17 protein-coding genes and 1 other RNA gene are annotated in these 21,373 nt (G+C 21.2%); 14 read left to right on the plus strand and 4 right to left on the minus strand.

Annotated elements, in window-relative coordinates:
- Positions 1-78 precede the first annotated feature (78 nt).
- Positions 79-2,325, minus strand: coding sequence for a DNA topoisomerase IV subunit A (parC, locus tag GJT87_RS01945; protein ID WP_168895724.1), 2,247 nt, complete (start codon positions 2,323-2,325; stop codon positions 79-81).
- Between the two features lie 164 nt (positions 2,326-2,489).
- Here parC and GJT87_RS01950 point away from each other — a divergent pair, with 164 nt between their 5' ends.
- From GJT87_RS01950 to GJT87_RS01980, 7 genes are all read left to right on the plus strand, one after another.
- Entirely contained in the window at positions 2,490-3,545 is a 1,056-nt protein-coding gene (locus GJT87_RS01950; protein WP_168895725.1) for a 3-deoxy-7-phosphoheptulonate synthase, read from the plus strand.
- Between the two features lie 14 nt (positions 3,546-3,559).
- Positions 3,560-4,675 (plus strand): chorismate mutase, encoded by a 1,116-nt coding sequence (locus tag GJT87_RS01955; RefSeq protein ID WP_168895726.1) that lies wholly within the window; start codon positions 3,560-3,562, stop codon positions 4,673-4,675.
- A 215-nt stretch (positions 4,676-4,890) separates the two neighbouring features.
- Positions 4,891-5,142 (plus strand): S4 domain-containing protein, encoded by a 252-nt coding sequence (locus GJT87_RS01960; RefSeq protein ID WP_168895727.1) that lies wholly within the window; start codon positions 4,891-4,893, stop codon positions 5,140-5,142.
- Complete coding sequence (locus GJT87_RS01965; protein ID WP_246213255.1) at positions 5,115-5,819, plus strand: RluA family pseudouridine synthase; 705 nt, start codon at positions 5,115-5,117, stop codon at positions 5,817-5,819. The genes GJT87_RS01960 and GJT87_RS01965 overlap by 28 nt, the downstream gene beginning before the upstream one ends.
- Positions 5,820-5,993: 174 nt before the next feature.
- Complete coding sequence (locus GJT87_RS01970; RefSeq protein WP_168895728.1) at positions 5,994-6,665, plus strand: thioredoxin domain-containing protein; 672 nt, start codon at positions 5,994-5,996, stop codon at positions 6,663-6,665.
- A gap of 68 nt (positions 6,666-6,733) precedes the next feature.
- Positions 6,734-7,513 (plus strand): 5'-3' exonuclease, encoded by a 780-nt coding sequence (locus GJT87_RS01975; RefSeq protein WP_168895729.1) that lies wholly within the window; start codon positions 6,734-6,736, stop codon positions 7,511-7,513.
- 446 nt (positions 7,514-7,959) lie between these two features.
- Positions 7,960-9,777 carry a GTP-binding protein gene (locus tag GJT87_RS01980; protein WP_168895730.1) on the plus strand — a complete coding sequence of 606 codons (1,818 nt, stop codon included), beginning with the start codon at positions 7,960-7,962 and terminating at the stop codon, positions 9,775-9,777.
- Positions 9,778-9,806: 29 nt separating this feature from the next.
- Here GJT87_RS01980 and ssrA read toward each other — a convergent pair.
- Both ssrA and smpB read right to left on the minus strand, forming a co-directional pair.
- Positions 9,807-10,165: a transfer-messenger RNA gene (gene ssrA, locus GJT87_RS01985) on the minus strand.
- Positions 10,166-10,189: 24 nt separating this feature from the next.
- Positions 10,190-10,654, minus strand: a complete 465-nt coding sequence (gene smpB / locus GJT87_RS01990; RefSeq protein ID WP_168895731.1) for an SsrA-binding protein SmpB — start codon at positions 10,652-10,654, stop codon at positions 10,190-10,192.
- A 184-nt stretch (positions 10,655-10,838) separates the two neighbouring features.
- Between smpB and grpE the strand changes: the two genes are divergently transcribed.
- From grpE to rpmG, 3 genes are all read left to right on the plus strand, one after another.
- Positions 10,839-11,618 (plus strand): nucleotide exchange factor GrpE, encoded by a 780-nt coding sequence (grpE, locus tag GJT87_RS01995; protein ID WP_168895732.1) that lies wholly within the window; start codon positions 10,839-10,841, stop codon positions 11,616-11,618.
- 82 nt (positions 11,619-11,700) lie between these two features.
- A complete protein-coding gene (rpmB, locus tag GJT87_RS02000) occupies positions 11,701-11,913 on the plus strand; it encodes a 50S ribosomal protein L28 (RefSeq protein ID WP_168895733.1) in 213 nt (70 codons plus the stop codon).
- Positions 11,914-11,952: 39 nt separating this feature from the next.
- On the plus strand, positions 11,953-12,120 hold the full coding sequence (rpmG, locus tag GJT87_RS02005) for a 50S ribosomal protein L33 (protein ID WP_168895734.1): 168 nt from the start codon (positions 11,953-11,955) through the stop codon (positions 12,118-12,120).
- A 151-nt stretch (positions 12,121-12,271) separates the two neighbouring features.
- Here rpmG and rpmE read toward each other — a convergent pair whose 3' ends face one another.
- Positions 12,272-12,481, minus strand: coding sequence for a 50S ribosomal protein L31 (gene rpmE / locus GJT87_RS02010; protein ID WP_168895735.1), 210 nt, complete (start codon positions 12,479-12,481; stop codon positions 12,272-12,274).
- A gap of 86 nt (positions 12,482-12,567) precedes the next feature.
- On the opposite strand from rpmE, the gene priA reads away from it, so the two are divergent.
- The 4 genes from priA to nrdB all read left to right on the plus strand — a co-directional run bounded on the left by priA (position 12,568) and on the right by nrdB (position 21,361).
- Positions 12,568-14,718, plus strand: coding sequence for a replication restart helicase PriA (gene priA, locus GJT87_RS02015; protein ID WP_168895736.1), 2,151 nt, complete (start codon positions 12,568-12,570; stop codon positions 14,716-14,718).
- Between the two features lie 36 nt (positions 14,719-14,754).
- A complete protein-coding gene (gene mnmG, locus GJT87_RS02020) occupies positions 14,755-16,638 on the plus strand; it encodes a tRNA uridine-5-carboxymethylaminomethyl(34) synthesis enzyme MnmG (protein WP_168895737.1) in 1,884 nt (627 codons plus the stop codon).
- Between the two features lie 1,260 nt (positions 16,639-17,898).
- Positions 17,899-20,187: a class 1a ribonucleoside-diphosphate reductase subunit alpha gene (gene nrdA / locus GJT87_RS02025; RefSeq protein WP_168895738.1), complete on the plus strand. Its 2,289-nt coding sequence runs from the start codon at positions 17,899-17,901 to the stop codon at positions 20,185-20,187.
- 43 nt (positions 20,188-20,230) lie between these two features.
- A complete protein-coding gene (gene nrdB, locus GJT87_RS02030) occupies positions 20,231-21,361 on the plus strand; it encodes a class Ia ribonucleoside-diphosphate reductase subunit beta (RefSeq protein ID WP_168895739.1) in 1,131 nt (376 codons plus the stop codon).
- The last annotated feature ends 12 nt before the right edge of the window (positions 21,362-21,373 follow it).

Raw genomic sequence — 21,373 nt, forward strand, 5'->3', positions numbered from 1 at the left:
ATTAGTTTTTAACTGTATTAGTTATCATGTATAAAAACATAATTTTTATGATATATATCTAAATGATAATAGATATATTTAATGTTTTAAGGTAATGTTACTAATTTTGATATCTTTTACATATATAAAACCTTTTTGTCCTTTTCTGCCAATAAAATTTTTTAATTTATGAATATTTAAATCAAATTGTTTTTTGTCTTCTGTATGTATAGTTATAATAGATTGTGGATAAATAATAAAAACCCATTTTAATGTTTCTATATTATTTTTAGATCTGCGATTATTTAATAATATTAGTTTAGTACCTTTGCCTTTGGACATAATAGGAATATCTTGCATAGATAATAATAAAAAATATCCTAAAGAAGATATAACTAGAACATAATTATTTTGTTGTTTTAAAATAATAGGTGTTAATATGGTAGCATTTTTTGTTAATGTCATTAATAATTTACCATTTCGATTACCAGCGATAAAATCAGTAAATTTACAAATAAATCCATAACCAATACTAGAAGATAATAAAATTTGTTTTTTAGATGATGTCATAATTAAATACTTTATTACAGCATCTTGTGGTATATGAATTTTGCCATTTAAAGGTTCTCCTTGACTTCTAGCTGGTGGTAATGAAATTGAATCAATACTATAACTTCGGCCTTTAGAATCTATTATAACAACAAATTGATTATTTTTCCCTTTTACTGATATAAAAAAAGAATCTCCAGATTTATAATGTAAATTATTAGGATCAATAGTATGACCTTTAGCACATCTAATCCAACCCATTTTAGATAAAATTATTGTAACAGGTTCTCCTGTAACTAATATATTTTCATTTAATAATTTAGCTTCTTGTTGTTCTTTTAGTAAGGAACGACGTTCATTACTATAATTAGTAGTAGCAGTTAGTATTTCTTTTTTTAATAAAATATTAAATTTATTTTTTGAAATTAATATATCATGTATATTTTTATATTTAAGTTTTAATTGTTTTTGTTCATAAAGTAATTTTTCTTCTTCTAAAAAAGAAATAGAACGTAATTTAAAATTTAAAATTGTTTCAGTTTGTATATCTGTAAGATTAAATTTTTTTTTGATGATATTTTGTGGTTGATGATGGAAACGTATAATTTGAATAAATTCTGTTAAGTTAGTATAGATAATTAATAATCCTTGTATTATATGTAATTTATCTGTTATTTTTTTCAAAAAAAAATTTAATCTTTTTTTGATAATTGTACGTCTAAATATAATCCATTCAGATAAGATTTCTAACAAATTTTTTACTGCAGGTTTATTATTTAAACCAATCATATTCAAATTAATACGATAACTTTTTTCTAAGTCAGTAATAAAAAACAAATGTAACATAATATCTTTTAATTCTAAGTGATCAAAATTATTACGTATAAGGATCACAATTCTAGTTGGATTTTCATAGTCAGATTCATCTCTAATCTCTTCAATCATAGGTAATTTTTTATTACTAATATGTAAATTTATTTGTTCAAGAATACGTATACCAGAAACTTGATGTGGCAATGATGTAATAATAATACTACGGTCTTTAATATGCCATACTGCTCTTAATCGTATTGAACCACGACCATGTTCATATATTTTCAAGAGATCTTTTCTAGGAGTAATAATTTCACTACCAGTTGGAAAATCAGGTCCTTGAATAATTTCTAAAATATCATGTAAAGTCGTTTGAGGATTATCAATTAATTTTATTATAGCATCAGTTACTTCTTTAATATTATGAGGAGGTATATCCGTAGCCATTCCTACAGCAATACCTGTTGCACCATTTAGTATAATATTAGGTAAACAAGCTGGCAATATTTTTGGTTCTAATAATGTGCCATCAAAATTAGCAATATAGTCTACAGTACCTTGGTTAATTTCTTGTAATAGGATATTAGAATACTGTGATAAACGTGATTCTGTGTAACGCATTGCAGCAAAAGATTTAGGATCATCAGGAGAACCCCAATTACCTTGTCCCTCTATTAATGGATATCTATAAGAAAACGGTTGCGCCATTAACACCATTGCCTCATAACAAGCAATATCACCATGTGGATGATATTTACCTATTACATCTCCAATAGTTCGTGCTGATTTTTTAAATTTTGCTATAGACCTTAAACCTAATTCAGACATTGCGTAAATAACTCTTCTTTGTACTGGTTTTAATCCATCACCAATGTGTGGCAGGGCTCTATCTGAAATAACATATATAGAATAATTTAAGTAAGCATATTCTGCAAATTTATGTAATGGTATAATTTTTTTTGTATTGTTATTATTTTGATTCATATATTTAATTTTATTAACTTTATTTATAATTAATATATTAATTTTTTTATTTTAAAAAAAATATAAATATTTTTTATTGTTTTATTCTTAAAATMTGCTTAAATATTTATATAYTATATAAAATTTTTATTTTTTATGCTCTTTATATTTATAAGGTTATTTTTATGGTTAAAAAAAATAATATCAATAATGAAAAATATCTAATTACTCCAAAAGAACTAAAATTAGAATTACCTTTAACATCAAAAATATCAAGAGATATTTTTTATTCACGCCAAACTATTAATGATATTATAATTGGTAAAATCCCTAAAATATTAATTGTATGTGGTCCTTGTTCAATACATAATATTAAAGAAACTATTATATATGCTCAATCTTTAAAAGAGATTATGTTAAAATATAAAGATATAATATATATGGTTATGCGTGTATATTTTGAAAAACCACGTACTACTACAGGCTGGAAAGGTTTAATTAATGATCCATATATTAACCAAACATATGATATTAATCATGGATTGTATTTAGCTAGAAAATTATTATTAAAATTAGCATATGAAGATATTGCTATTGCTACAGAAGTATTAGATCCAAATATTACACATTATTTAAGTGATTTATTTAGTTGGTGTGCTATTGGTGCACGTACAACAGAATCACAAATACACAGAGAAATTATATCATTATTAAATATACCTACAGGTTTTAAAAATAACACTGATGGCAGTATTATAAGTGCTATTAATTCTATTCAATCAGCTAGTACAGAACATAATTTTATTACTATTAATCAAAATGGTCGTGTTTGTATTAAAAAAACTATTGGTAATAAACATTGTCATATTATTTTACGAGGAGGAGTTAAACCTAACTATTATAGTAATGATATAAAACAATGTGAAAAACAATTAACATTAATGGGATTAAAACCTAAAATTATGATAGATTGTAGTCATGGTAATTCTGGTAAAGATTACAAAAAACAAGAAATAGTAGTAGATTCCATTATCTCACAGATAAAAAATGGTAATACATCTATATTTGGATTAATGTTAGAAAGTTATATAAAGGAAGGTAATCAAATAATAAACTCACACAATAAAATAAAATATGGTATTTCAATAACTGATGGATGTATTAATTTAAAAACAACAGAAAACATTTTTCATAAAATTGCATATGAATTAAAGCAAATGCCTTTACGTTTTCTATTATAAAAAGACAGTCTAATATGATTACAAAATATATAAATAATCATAATATTGCAAATACACAATTAAAAATATTACGTAATAAAATAGATGTTTTAGATAATAAATTACTCAATGTTTTGGTACAACGTTTTAATATAATTAAACAAGTAGGTGAAATTAAGAAAAAATATGGTTTGCCAATATATTACCCAGAAAGAGAAGCAAGTTTAATACATAAGAAAAAAAAAAGAGCACAAAATTTACAATTATCACAAAATTTTATTAAAAAAATATTACAAAACATAATTTATGAGTCTTATTTATATGAAAATATTATAGGTTTTAAAAAATTAAATATAAATTGTAAAACAATACTTATAATTGGTAAAGAATTATATACAGGACATATATTAAAAAATATATTAAAATCTGCAAGTTATAATATCAAAATGTTAGATGAATATTTTTGGAAAAAAAATAATTTTTATGATTATTTTATAGATATTGAAATGATTATTTTAAATATTTCTATCACATCATTAAATCTAATATTAAAACATTTACCAAAATTATCCAAGACATGCATAATTGTAGATTTATCTCCTGTAAAAACTTTTTCAATTGAAAAAATTACTAAAAAACATTACGGTCCTGTATTAGGTTTATATCCTATTTTACATACTAATGTTACTATTTTAACAAAACAATATTTAATTTATACTCATGGACGTTTTTCAAAAATTTATTCTTGGTTTTTAGAGCAAATTAAACTTAGTGGTTGTCAATTAATAAAAGTTCAATATCATGATATCGATATGTATATTGTCCAATTACAATCTATAAAATATTTTAATGTGATCAGTATTAATAATTTGATTTTGAAATATAAAAAATATAATTTTTCACAAAATATACTTAAATTAACATATGTTACAGAGTTTTCTTTTTTTAAAAAGATTTTTTTAAGAGATAGAAAAATATCTAATGATTTAATAAAATATTCTGCTAATCATACTAATATTTTTCAAAAATATATAAAAAATTGTCATTCTCTATTATTACAATTAACTACAAAAAATAAAAAACATATACCAAATGTATTTAGAAAAATACAACAATATATTATAAAAGTTTATAAAATATTTCATAAATAATGTATATTTATAAAAATATTATGTAAATTATTTGATAGTTTAAAAAACTTAACATAATTTTTTATGTTAAGTTTTATCTGATTTATAAAAAAAACAACTTAAAATAAAAATTACTTGCAAACTACATTAGTTAAGGATAATATTTTTAGTAATATTTTTTTACTTAATTAATAAATACACATATGATATATTATTTATTATAATAAGATATGAATATGAATATTATACGAGAACATATTGTTGTAAATAAAAATGATATTATTACAAGAATAGATGTTTTTATTGCTCAAAAAATACAACGTTTTTCTAGAACACAAATTAAATATTGGATACTAAATAATTATGTAAAAGTAAATCACCGTATTGTAAATGTACCTAAAAAAAAATTATACATGGTGATATTATTGATATTTATGCTTATATTAAGCAATATAAGACTATATGGAAATCGCAACCAATATTATTAAATATTATTTATGAAGACCGTTATTTATTAGTTATTAATAAAAATTCTAATTGTGTAGTACATCCAGGCAATAACAATGTAGACAATACAGTATTTAATGCTTTATTATATAAATATAGTTTTTTAAGAGATATACCACGAGCTGGCATTATACATAGATTAGATAAAGATACTACTGGTTTGATGATTATAGCAAAGAGTTTAATGACATATTATTTACTTAAACAACTATTAAAAAATCATAAAATTATTAGAATATATAAAGCTATTGTATATGGTAATATACATACTAATCAAATCATTAATTTTCCTATTAAGAAAAAATATATAAAGAAAAAAATTAAAATGTTTGTACATCCTCAAGGCATACAAGCTATTACCAAAATTTTTGTACAAAAATGTTTTACCCATTTTACTTATTTAAAAGTACAGTTATATACTGGTAGAACACACCAAATTCGTGTGCATTTATCATATGTTAAACATAGTATTATTGGAGATCCTCTATATAAACAACATCATGAAAAAAATATATTTATACAATCGATTTTACAACGTCAAGCTTTGCATGCATCCTATTTAGAATTTCATCATCCTATTTATAATTTTAAAATAAATATAAAAAGCGATTTACCGCAAGATATAAAAAATATTTTACATATTTTACAAAAAACTTGATAATATTGATAGTTATTAAATATAATATAATTTACTATATTTAAGGAGATATTATTAAATAATAATATTCTTACATGTTATTTTTAATTGTATTAACAATTAAATAGTGTTTTTTRCAAGAAAATTAATATTAACAATAACTTATAAAAGTTAACTTATGAAAGTATACGTATCATGAATATAAAAAAATATATACTCTTATTAAATATGATTGTTGTTATGATTATACCCAATTTAGTACAAGCTGCACACATACAACATAGACATAATACTACCAAATATACTCATACTATACCGTTAAAAAAACATTCAAAAAAATTATATCTAAAGAAAGCTAGAGTTGTACAAAAAAAAGAAATAATAGAATGTTTTTCTTTTTTATGTCCTCGTTGTTATCGTTTTTTTATTATGAATCAACATAATAATATATTGAATAATAAATACAAAATTATACAATATCATATTAATTTAGTTGATTCAGAATTAAGCTTAATATCAGGTTATAATTGGATTATGGCACAAGTATTAGGTGTAGAACAAAAAGTTATGAAACCTATATTTGAAGGTATACATAAAACACATACTATTTATGATTATGAAACCATGAAAAAGGTTTTTATTAAATACGCTGGTATTAATGACGATATTTATGAAGCAACTTGGGATAATACAATCGTAAAAAATTTATTTGTACAACAAAATAATACAGTTAAAAATTATGATATTAATAATTTACCTGCATTAATTGTTAAAAACAAAGTAGTAGATATTAGTAATATATTAGATCATTGTACAAAAAATAAAATATGTCTTAACAATATTATAAAAATAGTAAAAAGAGTATAGTTTTTAACATTAATTTTTAAAATCATAAAAGATTTTTAAATGATTATTTTATTATGAAATTATTTTAGATGTTAAAAAAAAAAATCATTATAGATGGTACTTTAGTTTTATATCGTGCTTATTATGCTTTACCTTTATTACTTGATAATAAAGGTAAAGCGACAGGTGCTATATGTGGTTTTATTAAAGTTTTTAAAAAAATTATTAATATTTACCCAAATAATGACATAATAGTTGTTTTTGATGCGCCAGGTACAACATTTAGAAAAAAAATATTTACCCCATATAAAATGCAACGTCAAAAAATACCTTATAATTTATTCATGCAAATTAAACCGTTAAAATATATTATTAAAGATATGGGATATAAAGTAATATCTATTAATAATATTGAAGCAGATGATATTATTGGTACTATTACAACAATATTAACAAAAAAAAAATATGTTATTTATATTTTTAGCGCTGATAAAGATCTAGCACAATTAGTATCTAACACAGTATATTTAATTAATCCTATCAATTATAATATTTTAGGATCAAAAGAAATATATCAAAAATATGGAGTTTCTCCTAGATTAATTAGTGATTTTTTAGCTTTATGCGGTGATGTAACTGATAATATTCCCGGTATACCAGGTATAGGCATAAAAACTAGCCAATTATTATTAAATAATTTTGGTAGTATTAAGTATATTTATAGTAAAATATATAATACTAATTATATGAATAATACAAAAATGAAAAATATAAAATTAAAATTAATAGTGCATCAAAAAGAAGTATTTTTATATCATCAATTAACAACAATTAATACTAATATTAATTTACAAGGATATTATCCATAAGATTAGTATATAATTTTAAAAACCGAAATAATATTAATTTATCCATATAATATATTATGATATAAAACTTATTATAATTAATGTACTATTTAAGACGTTTTAAACTTTTATACATAAAAGATATTTATACATATTTATTATAATTTAATATTATTAGTTTATTTCATAATTATATTTTAAATTACAAATTTTYTCTTAAAAAATTATCATTATAAATCATTACATTACTAATAAACGAAACAATTATATTGTTATTATTAATAACAATTCATCAATTCTTTTTATGTTTTAAAAAACAATCTGATTACTTAATTAATATTAAGTACATTGTAATGTATATTTTAAAAAATAAGAATAATATCATATTATGAAAAAAATATATAATATAAATAAAATATCTATTTATATTGAAGAAAATATATTCTTCTATTTATTGAGATTATTATATGGAGAAAATACGTAATATAGCTATATTAGCACATGTAGATCACGGTAAAACTACATTAATTGATAAATTATTAGAAGAATCTGATTCAGATCATGTTCATAAATCCATATTTCAAACTAATAAAACACGTAAAATGGATACGAATGTTTTAGAACAAGAAAAAGGAATAACTATTATTTCTAAACAAACTGCCATATTATGGCATAATTATACTATCAATATAATTGATACACCAGGACATGCAGATTTAAGTTCTGAAGTAGAACGCATTTTATCTATGGTTGATGCATTTTTATTAGTAGTTGATGCTGTAGAAGGACCCATGCCCCAAACTACGTTTGTAACTAAAAAAGCTTTAGAATATAAACTACAACCTATTATAATTATAAATAAAATTGATAGAAATACACATAGATCTAAATGGGTGCTAGAACAAATATTTGATTTATTTATTACTTTAGATATTACTGAACAACAGTTAGATTTCCCAATTATTTATACATCTGCTATGAAAGGTATGTCAGGATATGATTTACATAATATTAAAAATAATATGAATGCATTATATGAAACAATTATTAAATATACACCTGTACCTAAAGTTAATATATATGGTCCATTACAAATGCAGATTTCACAAATAATACGTGATAAGTATTTAGGTAATATTTGTATTGGTTTGATTAAACGAGGTATAATAAAAGTTAATGAATTTGTTTCTGTTGTAAGAGAACAAAAACAAAAAAAAGTAATTAAAGTATTATCTATAATACAGAACATAGGTTTAAAACAATATTATTTTAATCACATGTCTGCAGGTAATATTATTGGGATTTCTGGAATAGGTTTAGAAAATATTAATATTTTTGATACTATATGTGATAAAAATTATCATGAATCATTACCTTTATTAACAATTGATGCTCCAAAAATTAATATGTATTTTCATATTAATAATTCACCTTTAGCTGGTACAGAAGGAAAGCATATAACTTATATAAAATTATTTAAAAGAATATATCAAGAATGTTTATATAATATAGCATTAAATATAAAAACTACAGCACAAAATAATATTATTAATATATCATCAAGAGGTATATTGCAATTATTAATTCTTTTAGAAAATATTCGTAGAGAAGGTTATGAATTATTAGTATCAAAACCACAAATTATTGAACATATTAAAAATGGCAATATAGTAGAACCATTTGAATTATTAATTATAGATATACCACAAAATATAAAAGGTAAATTAATTGCTTTTATTAGTATAAAAGGAGCCATTATTAATAATATTACTTTAAAAAAATCAGATAATAGAGTAATAATTGAAAGTATTATATCAAGTAGAGCTTTAATGGGATTTAGAACAGAGTTTTTAAATATAACTTCTGGTACTGGTATAATGAATTCTCTTTTTAGTCATTATGATAAGAAAAAACATAATTTTAGTAATAAAAGAAATCATGGAGTACTTATTTCTTGTTGTGCAGGATATGCTATTGCTTTTGCATTATCTCGTTTACAATCTAGAGGAATTTTATTTGTAAAACCTGGTGATAAAATATATGAAGGTCAAATTGTTGGTATACATAGTAAGATTAATGATTTAATTGTTAATTGTACAAATAATAAAAAACTAACAAATATGAGAGCTGCAGGCAAAGACAATAAAATTCCACTCATACCTAACAAAAAAATATCTATGGAATTTGCTATAGATTTTATTAATGACGATGAATTAATAGAAATTACACCTCAATCAATTAGATTAAGAAAAAAAATATTAAAAACATATAAAAATATTATCTAATTTAAAATTTAACTCATATAATATTTTTCTTATGGAGCTGGGGGGATTCGAACCCCCGTCCAAAAATACTATACTTTCCGAAACTACATGTTTAGTTTCATCATTATATTTAATATTATAAACTGATGAACAAAGTTATATAATATCTTAGTCTATATTTTTAATATATAATACTAGACATACTATATACGATCTCTTTTATTATATGACCTATATATTTATTTTAAAGAGCTAATAATAAACTATAGGACTTTTACAGTGTTTAAGCTGCTAAAGCGTAGTTGTTATTTTTTGCATTTATAATTATACAGTTTTTTTACAAGGCCTACTGTATTCCTTGACATGCTCTTCAAGCTTCATAATTTTGTCGAATCCATAAATCAGCCCCTAACGATTATTATATAATATATCTTTATTTTTGTATATATTTTTTTTGTATACGTAATTTATTAATATTCCATTCTTTATATTTTAATAAGTTTCTTTTATCAATTTTATGTTTTCCTCTAGCAAGAGCGACATTAGTTTTACAAAAAGATTTATGCCAATATAAACTAATTAATACAACAGTTAAATGTTGTTTATTTACGTAATTTTTTATGAGTTCTATTTCTTTAGTGTGTAATAATAATTCTCTTTTACGATTAATAATATATTGATTATGATTACAACTAGTAATTAAAGGAGTAATATATGTATTAATTAAATAAATTTTATTATTTATAATATTTACATAACTATTATTGATAGTAATTTGATGTGCACGTAAAGATTTTACTTCCCAACCTTGTAAAATTATACCAGTCTCTATATTTTTTTGAATAAAAAAATTATGGTAAATTTTTTTATTCAAAATAATAATTTTTTTTTTATTCATATTAATAATATGACTTATATAAACTAATATTATTCATTATAATATATATTATAAGTATAATATATAATAATATTATTGTACAGTTAAAGTATTTATTATTATAAATATAATACGTATATTTTTATATAACTATAAAATAGTTATAGTAATATTACTATTTAGTAAATGTTTTTTGGAGTATAATATGAAAGATATTAATTTAAATCATACCATTTTTAAGAATTCTATAACATCAATATGTAACAGAAATAGCATGAATCATAATGATGAAACACAACAAGAACCAGCAACAACATCGTCTACTAATCATAATGATGAAACACAACAAGAACCAGCAACAACATCGTCTACTAATCATAATGATGAAACACAACAAGAACCAGCAACAACATCGTCTACTAATCATAATGATGAAACACAACAAGAACCAGCAACAACATCGTCTACTAATCATAATGATGAAACACAACAAGAATTAAAAAATCAACATGAGCAAGATCAATTTAAAATATTATTTTTACAAAATCAAATACAAGAATTAGAAAAAAAAAATATTCATAATAAATTAAGGGCACAAGCAGAAATAGATAATATAAAAAAAAGATCTATTTTAGATATGGAAAAAACATATAAATTTTCATTAGAAAAAATCATTATAGAATTATTACCTATTATAGATACTTTAGAAAGAGCTATTATTTTAGAAAAAAATAATTGTTCATCTAAAATGATTGAAGGCATAGCTTTAACATTAAAATTATTTATAAAAACAATTAGTAAATTTGGCGTCATGATTATTAATGAAACTAATGTACCATTTGATCCATTAAAACATCAAGCCATGTCAATTGTAAATACTAATAATATACAAGAAAATTATGTTATAGAAATTATGCAAAAAGGATATATGTTACATGGCAGATTATTAAGACCGGCTATGGTAAGTATAGTACAAAAAAAATAATATAAATTATATTCAATGTGTCGCAATATATTGGTTTATTCGCATAAATTACATTATAAAAGATTTAATAAAGGAATAATATATGTCTAGAATATGTTTTATAACAGGTAAAAAAACTATGAAAGGCCATAATCGTTCTCATGCTATGAATGCAACTAAAAGAAAATTTCTCCCTAATTTACATTATCATAAATTTTGGGTTCAAAAATATAATAAATTTATTAAATTACGTATTTCTGCTAAAGGATTACGTCTGATTAATAAAAAAGGTATTGAATCTATATTAAATATATAGATTATTATATATAAAATATTAAGGATGAAATCTTAATTTATGTCAAAACGTTCTAGAGTTATTATCAAATTATCTTCTACTGCGGGTACCGGACATTTTTACACAACAACAAAAAATAAAAAAAATTATTTAAAAAAAATTCATATAAAGAAATTTGATCCTAGAATAAGGAAACATGTTATGTATAAAGAGGCTAAAATTAGATAAAAATTATTTGAATATTTAATTTTATTAGTAGGTGTAACACCATAATGTATTTTTTTCATCAATAATGTTATTACTTACAAGTAATAACATTATTGATGATGTTAATAATAAATAATTAATACATAATATAAATAACATATATTTATATTTGCTAAAATGTAAGATTCTTAAATCTTCTATTAAATAGTTCAACACGTCCTTTAATATCAATTATTTTTTGTTTACCTGTATAAAATGGATGACACATGTTACAAACATCTAAATGTAATTTTTTATTTAAAGTTGATTTAGTATGAATAATATTACCACAAGAACATTGTGCAATAATATTATTATATTGAGGATGAATGTTTTGTTTCATATCAAGTTTCTAATATATAAATATATCATATATACAAAAATATTATTGAAATTACAAGTGTATTATTAAAATAAAATAATAAAATTATGAAAATTATTAAAGTAGTTTTTAATAGTGTTAAATTATACAAACCATATCATTATTTATTACCTGATGATGTTATAGTAAATATTGGGTGTAGAGTCGTAGTACCTATTAAAAACAAAAAATATATAGGAATAGTAATACATAATGATAATAATACTCATATTGATATAAATCAATTAAGATATATTGATCAAGTTATAGACAAAAAATCATTTTTTAATAAAAATATTTGGAAATTAGCAAAACAAATTTCTTCATATTATCAATATTCTTTTGGTAAAATTTTATTTAAAATATTAAATTATTGGATAGTTACAAATACAGATAATAATATTACTGATAATAAGGCATGGTTATTAAACCATAAAATTGTAACTTCTGAACTGATACAATCAGTAAAAAATCATGAACAAAAAATTGCACTAATTTTATTACAAAAACAACATATATTGTATAATCAAATTATATATTATGGATTAAATAATCGCATTATGTTTGCTTTAAAAAAAAAAGGATGGTGTTTTTTACATAAAACTAATATACCTTTAGATTGTATGCAAAAAAATAATATATTTATAGAACAAAATAAAAAATACATACATTATACAAAAAGTTATACTTTTAATATATGGACATTAAATAGTAGTTTATTATATTTTAATGAAATAATATTATATATGTCATATATTAAAAATATCTTATTATATAAAAAACAAATATTAGTTATTGTCCCTAAAAAAGAATATATTTTTAATTTATATAAATATTTTATAAAAATATTTAATGTAAATATATGTTTATTTTATTCAACATTACCTGCTAAACAAAAAAAAAACATATTATATAATATTCAACAGGGTAATCAAGCTATTATAATAGCTACGCCATCATCTATTTTTATAAAATTTTATCAATTAGGATTAATAATTATTACAGAAGAACATGAGTATACTTATAAACAAATGTATAATTGCAAATATAATTTTAAACATATAGCAATATTCAGAGCTAAAATAGAAAATATTCCTATTTGTTTATGTTCTAAAACATTTTGTTTAGAAACTATATATAATATCAATAATGGTAAATACAGGATTTTATATAAAATTAATAATATTTATGATAATTTTTTGGTTCATATTATTAATCTTGAAAATACAATTTCAAAACATGGCATTTCCAAAAAATTATTAAATATTATTAATTTACATATTCAAAAACAAGAACAAATTATATTATATTGTACTCATAAAGGATATGCACAAACAGTATTATGTAATATATGTAAACAAACTATTAAATGTACAATATGCTGTAATAACTATATTTTTTATAAAAAACAATATCAATTATATTGTAAAAATTGTAAACATACTATTAAAATGTTTAATACATGTCCTTATTGCCAAACATCAAATTATTTAGTTCCCATAGGTTCGGGTATAGAACAAATTACTGAATTTTTTAAAAATTTATTTCCTAATATATATGTATTATGTATTACTAGATATAATTTAATTCAACAGAATACATTAGTTATTTATAATAAACCTATGATTATTATCACGTCTAAAATATTATATAAACGATATTTTTATTTTACAAATAATACATTATTATTATTTTTACATACTGATTATATTTTTTTTTCCAATCATTTTCGTACTATAGAATATTTTTCCCAATACTTATTTAATATCTTAAATAATCATTTTAACAAAAATATTAATAAAACTGTTATTTTACAGACAAATTATTATCAACATATATTTTTTTATATTATGCTTAATAAAAATAAATATTTTTGTTTAATAAAAATGCTTTTGCAAGAAAGAAAAACTATGTTATTACCACCGTATAGTTATCAAATTATTATTATTTTTGAAACATATAAAAAAAATATTTTATCAAATTATATCTTATCCTTGATAAAACGTTTGGTATATATTACAAAAAATGATACAAATTTGTTAATTATTGGACCCATTAATTTACAAAAAAGTTATAAAAAAATATTTTGTAAAAAAATAATTTTGCAACACACTAGTAAAATAACATTAAAAAAAATTAAGCAAAATATTTTATTTGTAACTCAAACAATAAAAGATTTTAATTTTATTAAAATAATTATTGATGTAGATCCTATTTAATATTAGTTATCAAATACTTATGTGGAATACTCATTTATGTCTAATTATACAACTTTTGATGTAATAGTTATAGGCGGAGGACATGCAGGTGCTGAAGCTGCTATGGCTAGTACACAGATGAAACAAAAAACATTATTAGTAACACAAAATATAGATACTATAGGACATATGTCTTGTAATCCTGCTATTGGTGGTATTGGTAAAGGACATTTAGTAAAAGAAATAGATGCACTTAATGGAATCATGGGTATAACAATTGATTATGCTGGCATTAATTTCAAAATACTAAATAAAAGCAAGGGTCCTGCTGTTCAAGCAACTCGCGCACAAGCCGATCGTGAATTATATCGTCGTACTATTAGACATCATTTAGAAAAACAAGAATTATTGTTTATAATACAGCAAGAAGTTAAAAATATAATTATTAAAAATTATAAAGTACAGGGCATTATTATTAATGATAATGATCATATTTATGCTAATTCAATAATTTTAACTAATGGTACTTTTTTAAATGGGAAAATATATATAGGTTTACATCATACTTTTCAAGGTGGTAGAATGAATGATCGATCTTCTACTCAATTAGCAGATGTTTTAAATACATTACCTTTTAAAAAAAACAGATTAAAAACAGGAACACCTCCACGCATTAGTACGAAAAATATAGATTTTACCCATATGGATATACAAAAAAGTGATATGCCTTTACCATATTTTTCATTTTTAAACAATAAAGGTTCATGCCAAAAACAATTACCATGTTATATTACATATACTAATCAACACACACATAAAATTATTGCGGATAATATTATTCATAGTCCCATGTATAATGGTATTATTACTAGTCAAGGACCAAGATATTGTCCTTCTATTGAAGATAAAATTATTAAATTTCCAAATAAACAACAACATCAAATTTTTTTAGAACCAGAAGGATTATATAGTAATGAAATATATCCTAATGGGTTATCTACTAGCTTGCCTTTAAAAATACAATTACTTATTATTAATTCTATACATGGTTTAGAAAATGCATATATTACACGTCCAGGTTATGCTGTAGAGTATGATTTTTATGATCCGCGAGGATTAAAACCTACTATGGAAAGTAAATATATCAAAGGATTATTTTTAGCAGGCCAGATTAATGGTACTACAGGATATGAAGAAGCAGCATCTCAAGGATTATTAGCTGGTATAAATGCTGCATTATTGAATAATAATCAAGAATATTGGTATCCTCTTAGACATCAAGCATATATAGGTGTATTAATAGATGATTTATGTACTTTAGGTGTATCAGAACCATATCGCATGTTTACTTCAAGAGCAGAACATAGATTAATTTTAAGAGAAGATAATGCGGATATCAGATTAACCGAAATAGGTTATAAATTAGGTTTAGTAAATAATATACGCTGGCAAAATTTAAATAATAAATTAGAACAAATAGAAAAAGAAAAACAAATTTTAAAAAATACTTATATTTCTTATAAAGACATTAATACAATAAAAAAATTAAATTTACTACTACAACATAATTTATATAAAAATATAAATTGTATAGATTTATTAAAAAGACCAGAAATTCATTATAATGATTTAATTCAATTAAATCTTTTGAAACCACATTCATTAAATATAGATATTATAAAATATATTGAAACCGAAATAAAATATAAAGGTTATATTAAAAGACAACAAGCATATATACAAAAACAAAAAAAACATGAACATACATTAATACCTACTCATATAAATTATAATCATATAAATGGTTTATGCAATGAAGCTATTGAAAAACTTAATATACATAGACCTTATACTATAGGACAAGCTTCTAGAATTGCTGGTGTGTCTTCTGCGGATATTTCAATATTATTAATATATTTATTAAAAAAATATATGTCCTAAAAAATAAATAATTGGTATGTGTTTATATTAAATATTTTTTTATACAAAATTATCTGTATAAATATATTATACTACTAATATAATAGTAWTAATCCATTTTTATATAAGATAATTTTTAAAAATAAATTTCTAGTTTATAAATAAATATATTTTACATATTAATATCACAAATTGTTTTGTGTATACTGTTTTTATGGTACGTGAAAAATAATGTACATTTTCATTATACTGCTAATTTTAAGAAATATAAACATAACTGATAATAGTTATATATTATATATAACTAGATCTAAAATTTATGATATATTCCTAAATAAAGAATGTTTAATAAATTTATTTAAAATAATTATTCAAAATATCTTTAGTGCTGTACAGAAATTATCGTTTAAATGTATTAAAAATATAAATATATTAATTATATATGAAAATAATATTAAATATTAATTATTAGAATAATAAAATGAACAATATTATAGTAAAAATTAAATTGTTATCATTAATTTTACTTATTAAAAACAATCCATGTTAAATGTATTAAAATAATAAATTAATTTGTAATACAAAATTATAATTTTAAAAAATTATTTTAAATATATTAAATTAATTAAAATGTTTATTTCGTATAAAAAGATAAATTTGAATACTATTTTCAAATTTAAATTATAATTTAAGTAATTTTTTATAAATTATGTATGAATTTATTAATAATAATGTTATAACTTATTTGCAATAATTATTTTAATAAATATTTAAATAAAAAATGATAATGTAAAATATTTTTAGTATATTATTTATTTTATTTATAAAAATAAAACCTTTTTTACATACAAATAAAATATTACTTGATATGTTATAAAAAATATTTATTTGGAAAATACTATTTTAGCTTTAATAAATAAAACTATATTTATAAAAATTTTATTTATTAAATAATTTTTTTAATAAAAATATATTTTATAAATCGCTATATATTTCTTTAACAAAATATAACTATATGATTATTGCAATTACATTATAATATATATTTTATTTATATAATAAAAATACATATTTTTTTATTTCTATATATGAGAACAGATATCTTAATACTAATATTAGTAAACAATTAATAAATTATATATGTAATACAGTAAAATTAGTTACTCTAAAATAAGATAATAATTTTTAAATACAGTATAAAAATATATTTTTATTCATCAATATTTGAATATTGTGTATAACAAAAATATTATTTTAATAAATTTTATATAGGTATTTAATATGCATAATCAGATATATGTAATTAAAAGAAATAATCGTCCAGAAATTTTTAATTGGAATAAAATATATATAACATTATCTCGCGCTATGACAGAATTAACAAATATATCTATAGATAAAATTAAAAAACAATTTTTTTTACATTTTTATAATAATATGCATAGCGCAATTATACAAGAAACTTTAATAAAAATTACAGCAGATTTTATTACAAAAAAAAATCCTGATTATCAATATATGGCTGCAAGATTAAATATTTTTAATTTAAGGAAAAAAGCATATGGAAAGTTTTTACCACCAAAATTATATCAACATGTTAAATATATGGTTAATTTACATAAATATGATCCTATGTTATTAACATGTTTTTCTAAAAAAGAATTTCAATATATGGATGATAATATTATTCAACATGATCGTGATATGTTATTTACATATGTAGCAGTAAAACAATTAGAAAGTAAATATTTAGTACAAAATAGAATTACAGGTAAAATATATGAAAGTGCACAATTTCTTTATATACTCATTTCTGCATGTTTATTTGCTAAATATAATACTGATATAAGAATGGAATATATTAAAAATTTTTATCATGCTATTTCAACATTTAAAATTTCTTTGCCTACTCCTATTATGTCTGGCGTACGTACATTAACTAAACAATTTAGTTCTTGTATTTTAATTGAATGTGGTGATAGTATTAATTCTATTAATGCTACTACAAGTACTATTTTAAAATATGTTTCACAAAAAGCAGGTATAGGTATTAATGCTGGTCGTATTCGTGCTGTTGGCAGTCCTATCAGAAATGGTGAAGCTTTTCATACTGGATGCATACCATTTTATAAACATTTTCAAACAGCTATTAAATCTTGTTCACAAGGTGGTGTTAGAGGAGGCGCAGGAACATTATTTTATCCATTATGGCATTATGAAATTAATAATTTACTAGTTTTAAAAAATAATAAAGGTATAGATGCTAATAGAATTAGACATCTTGATTATGGTGTGCAAATTAATAAATTATTATATCAACGTTTAATTAACGGCATCAATATTACGTTATTTAGTCCTTCTGATGTACCTGGATTATATGAAGCTTTTTTTGCAGATCAAGAAAAATTTTCATTTTTATATCATTACTATGAAAATAATAATGATATTAGAAAAAAAAGTGTGGATGCAACTAGTTTATTTTCTTTAATGATGCGCGAAAGAACTGCTACTGGAAGAATTTATATACAAAATGTAGATCATTGTAATAATCATTCTGCATTTAATGCTGCAATATCTCCAATAAAACAATCTAATTTATGTTTAGAAATAACTTTACCAACAAAAATACTAAACGATATTAATGATCCTAATGGCGAAATTGGTATATGTACATTAGCTGCATTTAATTTAGGAGCAATAAAACAATTAAAAGAACTAAAAGATTTATCTAATTTATTAGTAAGAGCTTTAAATAATTTACTAGATTATCAGCAATATTTAATAAAAGCTGCGGAAAAATCAGCTTTAGGACGCAGACCTTTAGGTATTGGAGTCATTAATTTTGCATATTATTTAGCTAAAAATAATGTTCGTTACTCTGATAATAGCGCTAATAATTTAACTCATAAAACTTTTGAAGCAATACAATATTATTTATTATGTGCATCTAATGATTTAGCTAAAGAAGAAGGAGCATGTCCATTATTTAAAGAAACTAATTATTCTAATGGAATATTACCAATTGATACTTATAAGAAAGATGTTGATGTATTACATTCAGAACCATTACATTATAAATGGGAAGCATTAAGAAAAAAAATTATTAAATATGGTTTACGTAATTCCACATTAACTGCATTAATGCCATCAGAAACTTCTTCCCAAATATCTAATGCAACTAATGGTATTGAACCTCCTAGAGGTTTAATTAGTATTAAAACATCTAAACATGGTACTTATAAACAAGTAGTTCCTGAATACCATTTGTTAAAAAATAAATATGAATTAATCTGGGACATGCCTAATAATTATGGCTATCTGCATCTTATTAGTTTAATGCAAAAGTTTATTGATCAATCTATTTCAACTAATTTAAATTATGATCCTAAACGTTTTAAAAATAATAAAATTACGATGCAACAACTTTTAAAAGATATATTGATAGCTTATAAATTAGGTATAAAAACTTTATATTATCAAAATACTAGAGATGGGGCAAAAGATGTACAAAATAAAGATGTTATATTAGAAAACAAACATCATTGTATTAATGATACATGTATTATGTAATATATAAGAAGTATTTTATTATTAAACTTTTTTGGATATAATTATGAGCTATACCACTTTTTCTAATAAAAAAAATAATCAATTAAATGAACCTATGTTTTTTGGGCAAACAGTAAATATAGCACGTTACGATCAACAAAAACATTATATTTTTGAACAATTAATTGAAAAACAATTAAGTTTTTTTTGGAGACCTGAAGAAGTAGATATTTCATATGATAAGATACATTATGCTAATTTACCTGCATATGAAAAACATATATTTATTAGTAATTTAAAATATCAAACATTATTAGATTCTATACAAGGAAGAAGTCCAAATATAGCATTATTACCTTTAGTTTCTATACCTGAATTAGAAACGTGGATAGAAACATGGTCATTTTTTGAAACTATACATTCTAGATCTTATACATATATTATTAGAAATATTATTAATGAACCATCATCAATATTTGAAGATATTATAACAAATAAAAATATTATTTTACGTGCACAAGATATAATTAAATATTATGATGAATTAATAAATTCAACTTACTATTGGCATATGTTAGGACAAGGTGTACATTATATAAATAATAAAAAAATTATTGTAGATTTATATCATTTAAAGAAAAAATTATATTTATGTTTAATGAATATTAATATTTTAGAAGCAATTAGATTTTATGTTAGTTTTGCATGTTCTTTTGCTTTCGCAGAACAAAAATTAATGGAAGGTAATGCTAAAATTATTAGATTAATTGCACGTGATGAATATTTACATTTATTAGGAACACAATATATTTTAAATATCATGCATAAAGGTTTAGAAGATAAAGACATGATAGATATTACACAAGAATGCCAAAAACAATGTTATCATTTATTTTTGGATGCTGTGAAACAAGAACAAGAATGGGCGCAATATTTATTTCAAGATTATTCAATAATTGGATTAAATAAAAATATATTATGTCAATATATTGAATATATTACTAATATTAGAATGAAAAATATTGGGTTCGGTACTCCGTTTAATATATCTAAAAATCCTATTCCATGGATTAATTCATGGTTAATTTCAGACAATGTGCAAATGGCACCTCAAGAAGTTGAAATTAGTTCATATTTAACAGGGCAAATTGATGCTACTGTAACAATTAAAGATTTTCAAAATTTTAAATTATAAATAAATAATTTT

Source organism: Enterobacteriaceae endosymbiont of Macroplea mutica (assembly GCF_012571345.1).
Lineage (GTDB): Bacteria > Pseudomonadota > Gammaproteobacteria > Enterobacterales > Enterobacteriaceae.

Coding starts and splice junctions, on each gene's coding strand:
- parC (WP_168895724.1), bottom strand. CDS start 2,325: ATGAATCAAAATAATAACAATACAAAAAAAATTATACCATTACATAAA.
- GJT87_RS01950 (WP_168895725.1), top strand. CDS start 2,490: ATGGTTAAAAAAAATAATATCAATAATGAAAAATATCTAATTACTCCA.
- GJT87_RS01955 (WP_168895726.1), top strand. CDS start 3,560: ATGATTACAAAATATATAAATAATCATAATATTGCAAATACACAATTA.
- GJT87_RS01960 (WP_168895727.1), top strand. CDS start 4,891: ATGAATATTATACGAGAACATATTGTTGTAAATAAAAATGATATTATT.
- GJT87_RS01970 (WP_168895728.1), top strand. CDS start 5,994: ATGAATATAAAAAAATATATACTCTTATTAAATATGATTGTTGTTATG.
- GJT87_RS01975 (WP_168895729.1), top strand. CDS start 6,734: ATGTTAAAAAAAAAAATCATTATAGATGGTACTTTAGTTTTATATCGT.
- GJT87_RS01980 (WP_168895730.1), top strand. CDS start 7,960: ATGGAGAAAATACGTAATATAGCTATATTAGCACATGTAGATCACGGT.
- smpB (WP_168895731.1), bottom strand. CDS start 10,654: ATGAATAAAAAAAAAATTATTATTTTGAATAAAAAAATTTACCATAAT.
- grpE (WP_168895732.1), top strand. CDS start 10,839: ATGAAAGATATTAATTTAAATCATACCATTTTTAAGAATTCTATAACA.
- rpmB (WP_168895733.1), top strand. CDS start 11,701: ATGTCTAGAATATGTTTTATAACAGGTAAAAAAACTATGAAAGGCCAT.
- rpmG (WP_168895734.1), top strand. CDS start 11,953: ATGTCAAAACGTTCTAGAGTTATTATCAAATTATCTTCTACTGCGGGT.
- rpmE (WP_168895735.1), bottom strand. CDS start 12,481: ATGAAACAAAACATTCATCCTCAATATAATAATATTATTGCACAATGT.
- priA (WP_168895736.1), top strand. CDS start 12,568: ATGAAAATTATTAAAGTAGTTTTTAATAGTGTTAAATTATACAAACCA.
- mnmG (WP_168895737.1), top strand. CDS start 14,755: ATGTCTAATTATACAACTTTTGATGTAATAGTTATAGGCGGAGGACAT.
- nrdA (WP_168895738.1), top strand. CDS start 17,899: ATGCATAATCAGATATATGTAATTAAAAGAAATAATCGTCCAGAAATT.
- nrdB (WP_168895739.1), top strand. CDS start 20,231: ATGAGCTATACCACTTTTTCTAATAAAAAAAATAATCAATTAAATGAA.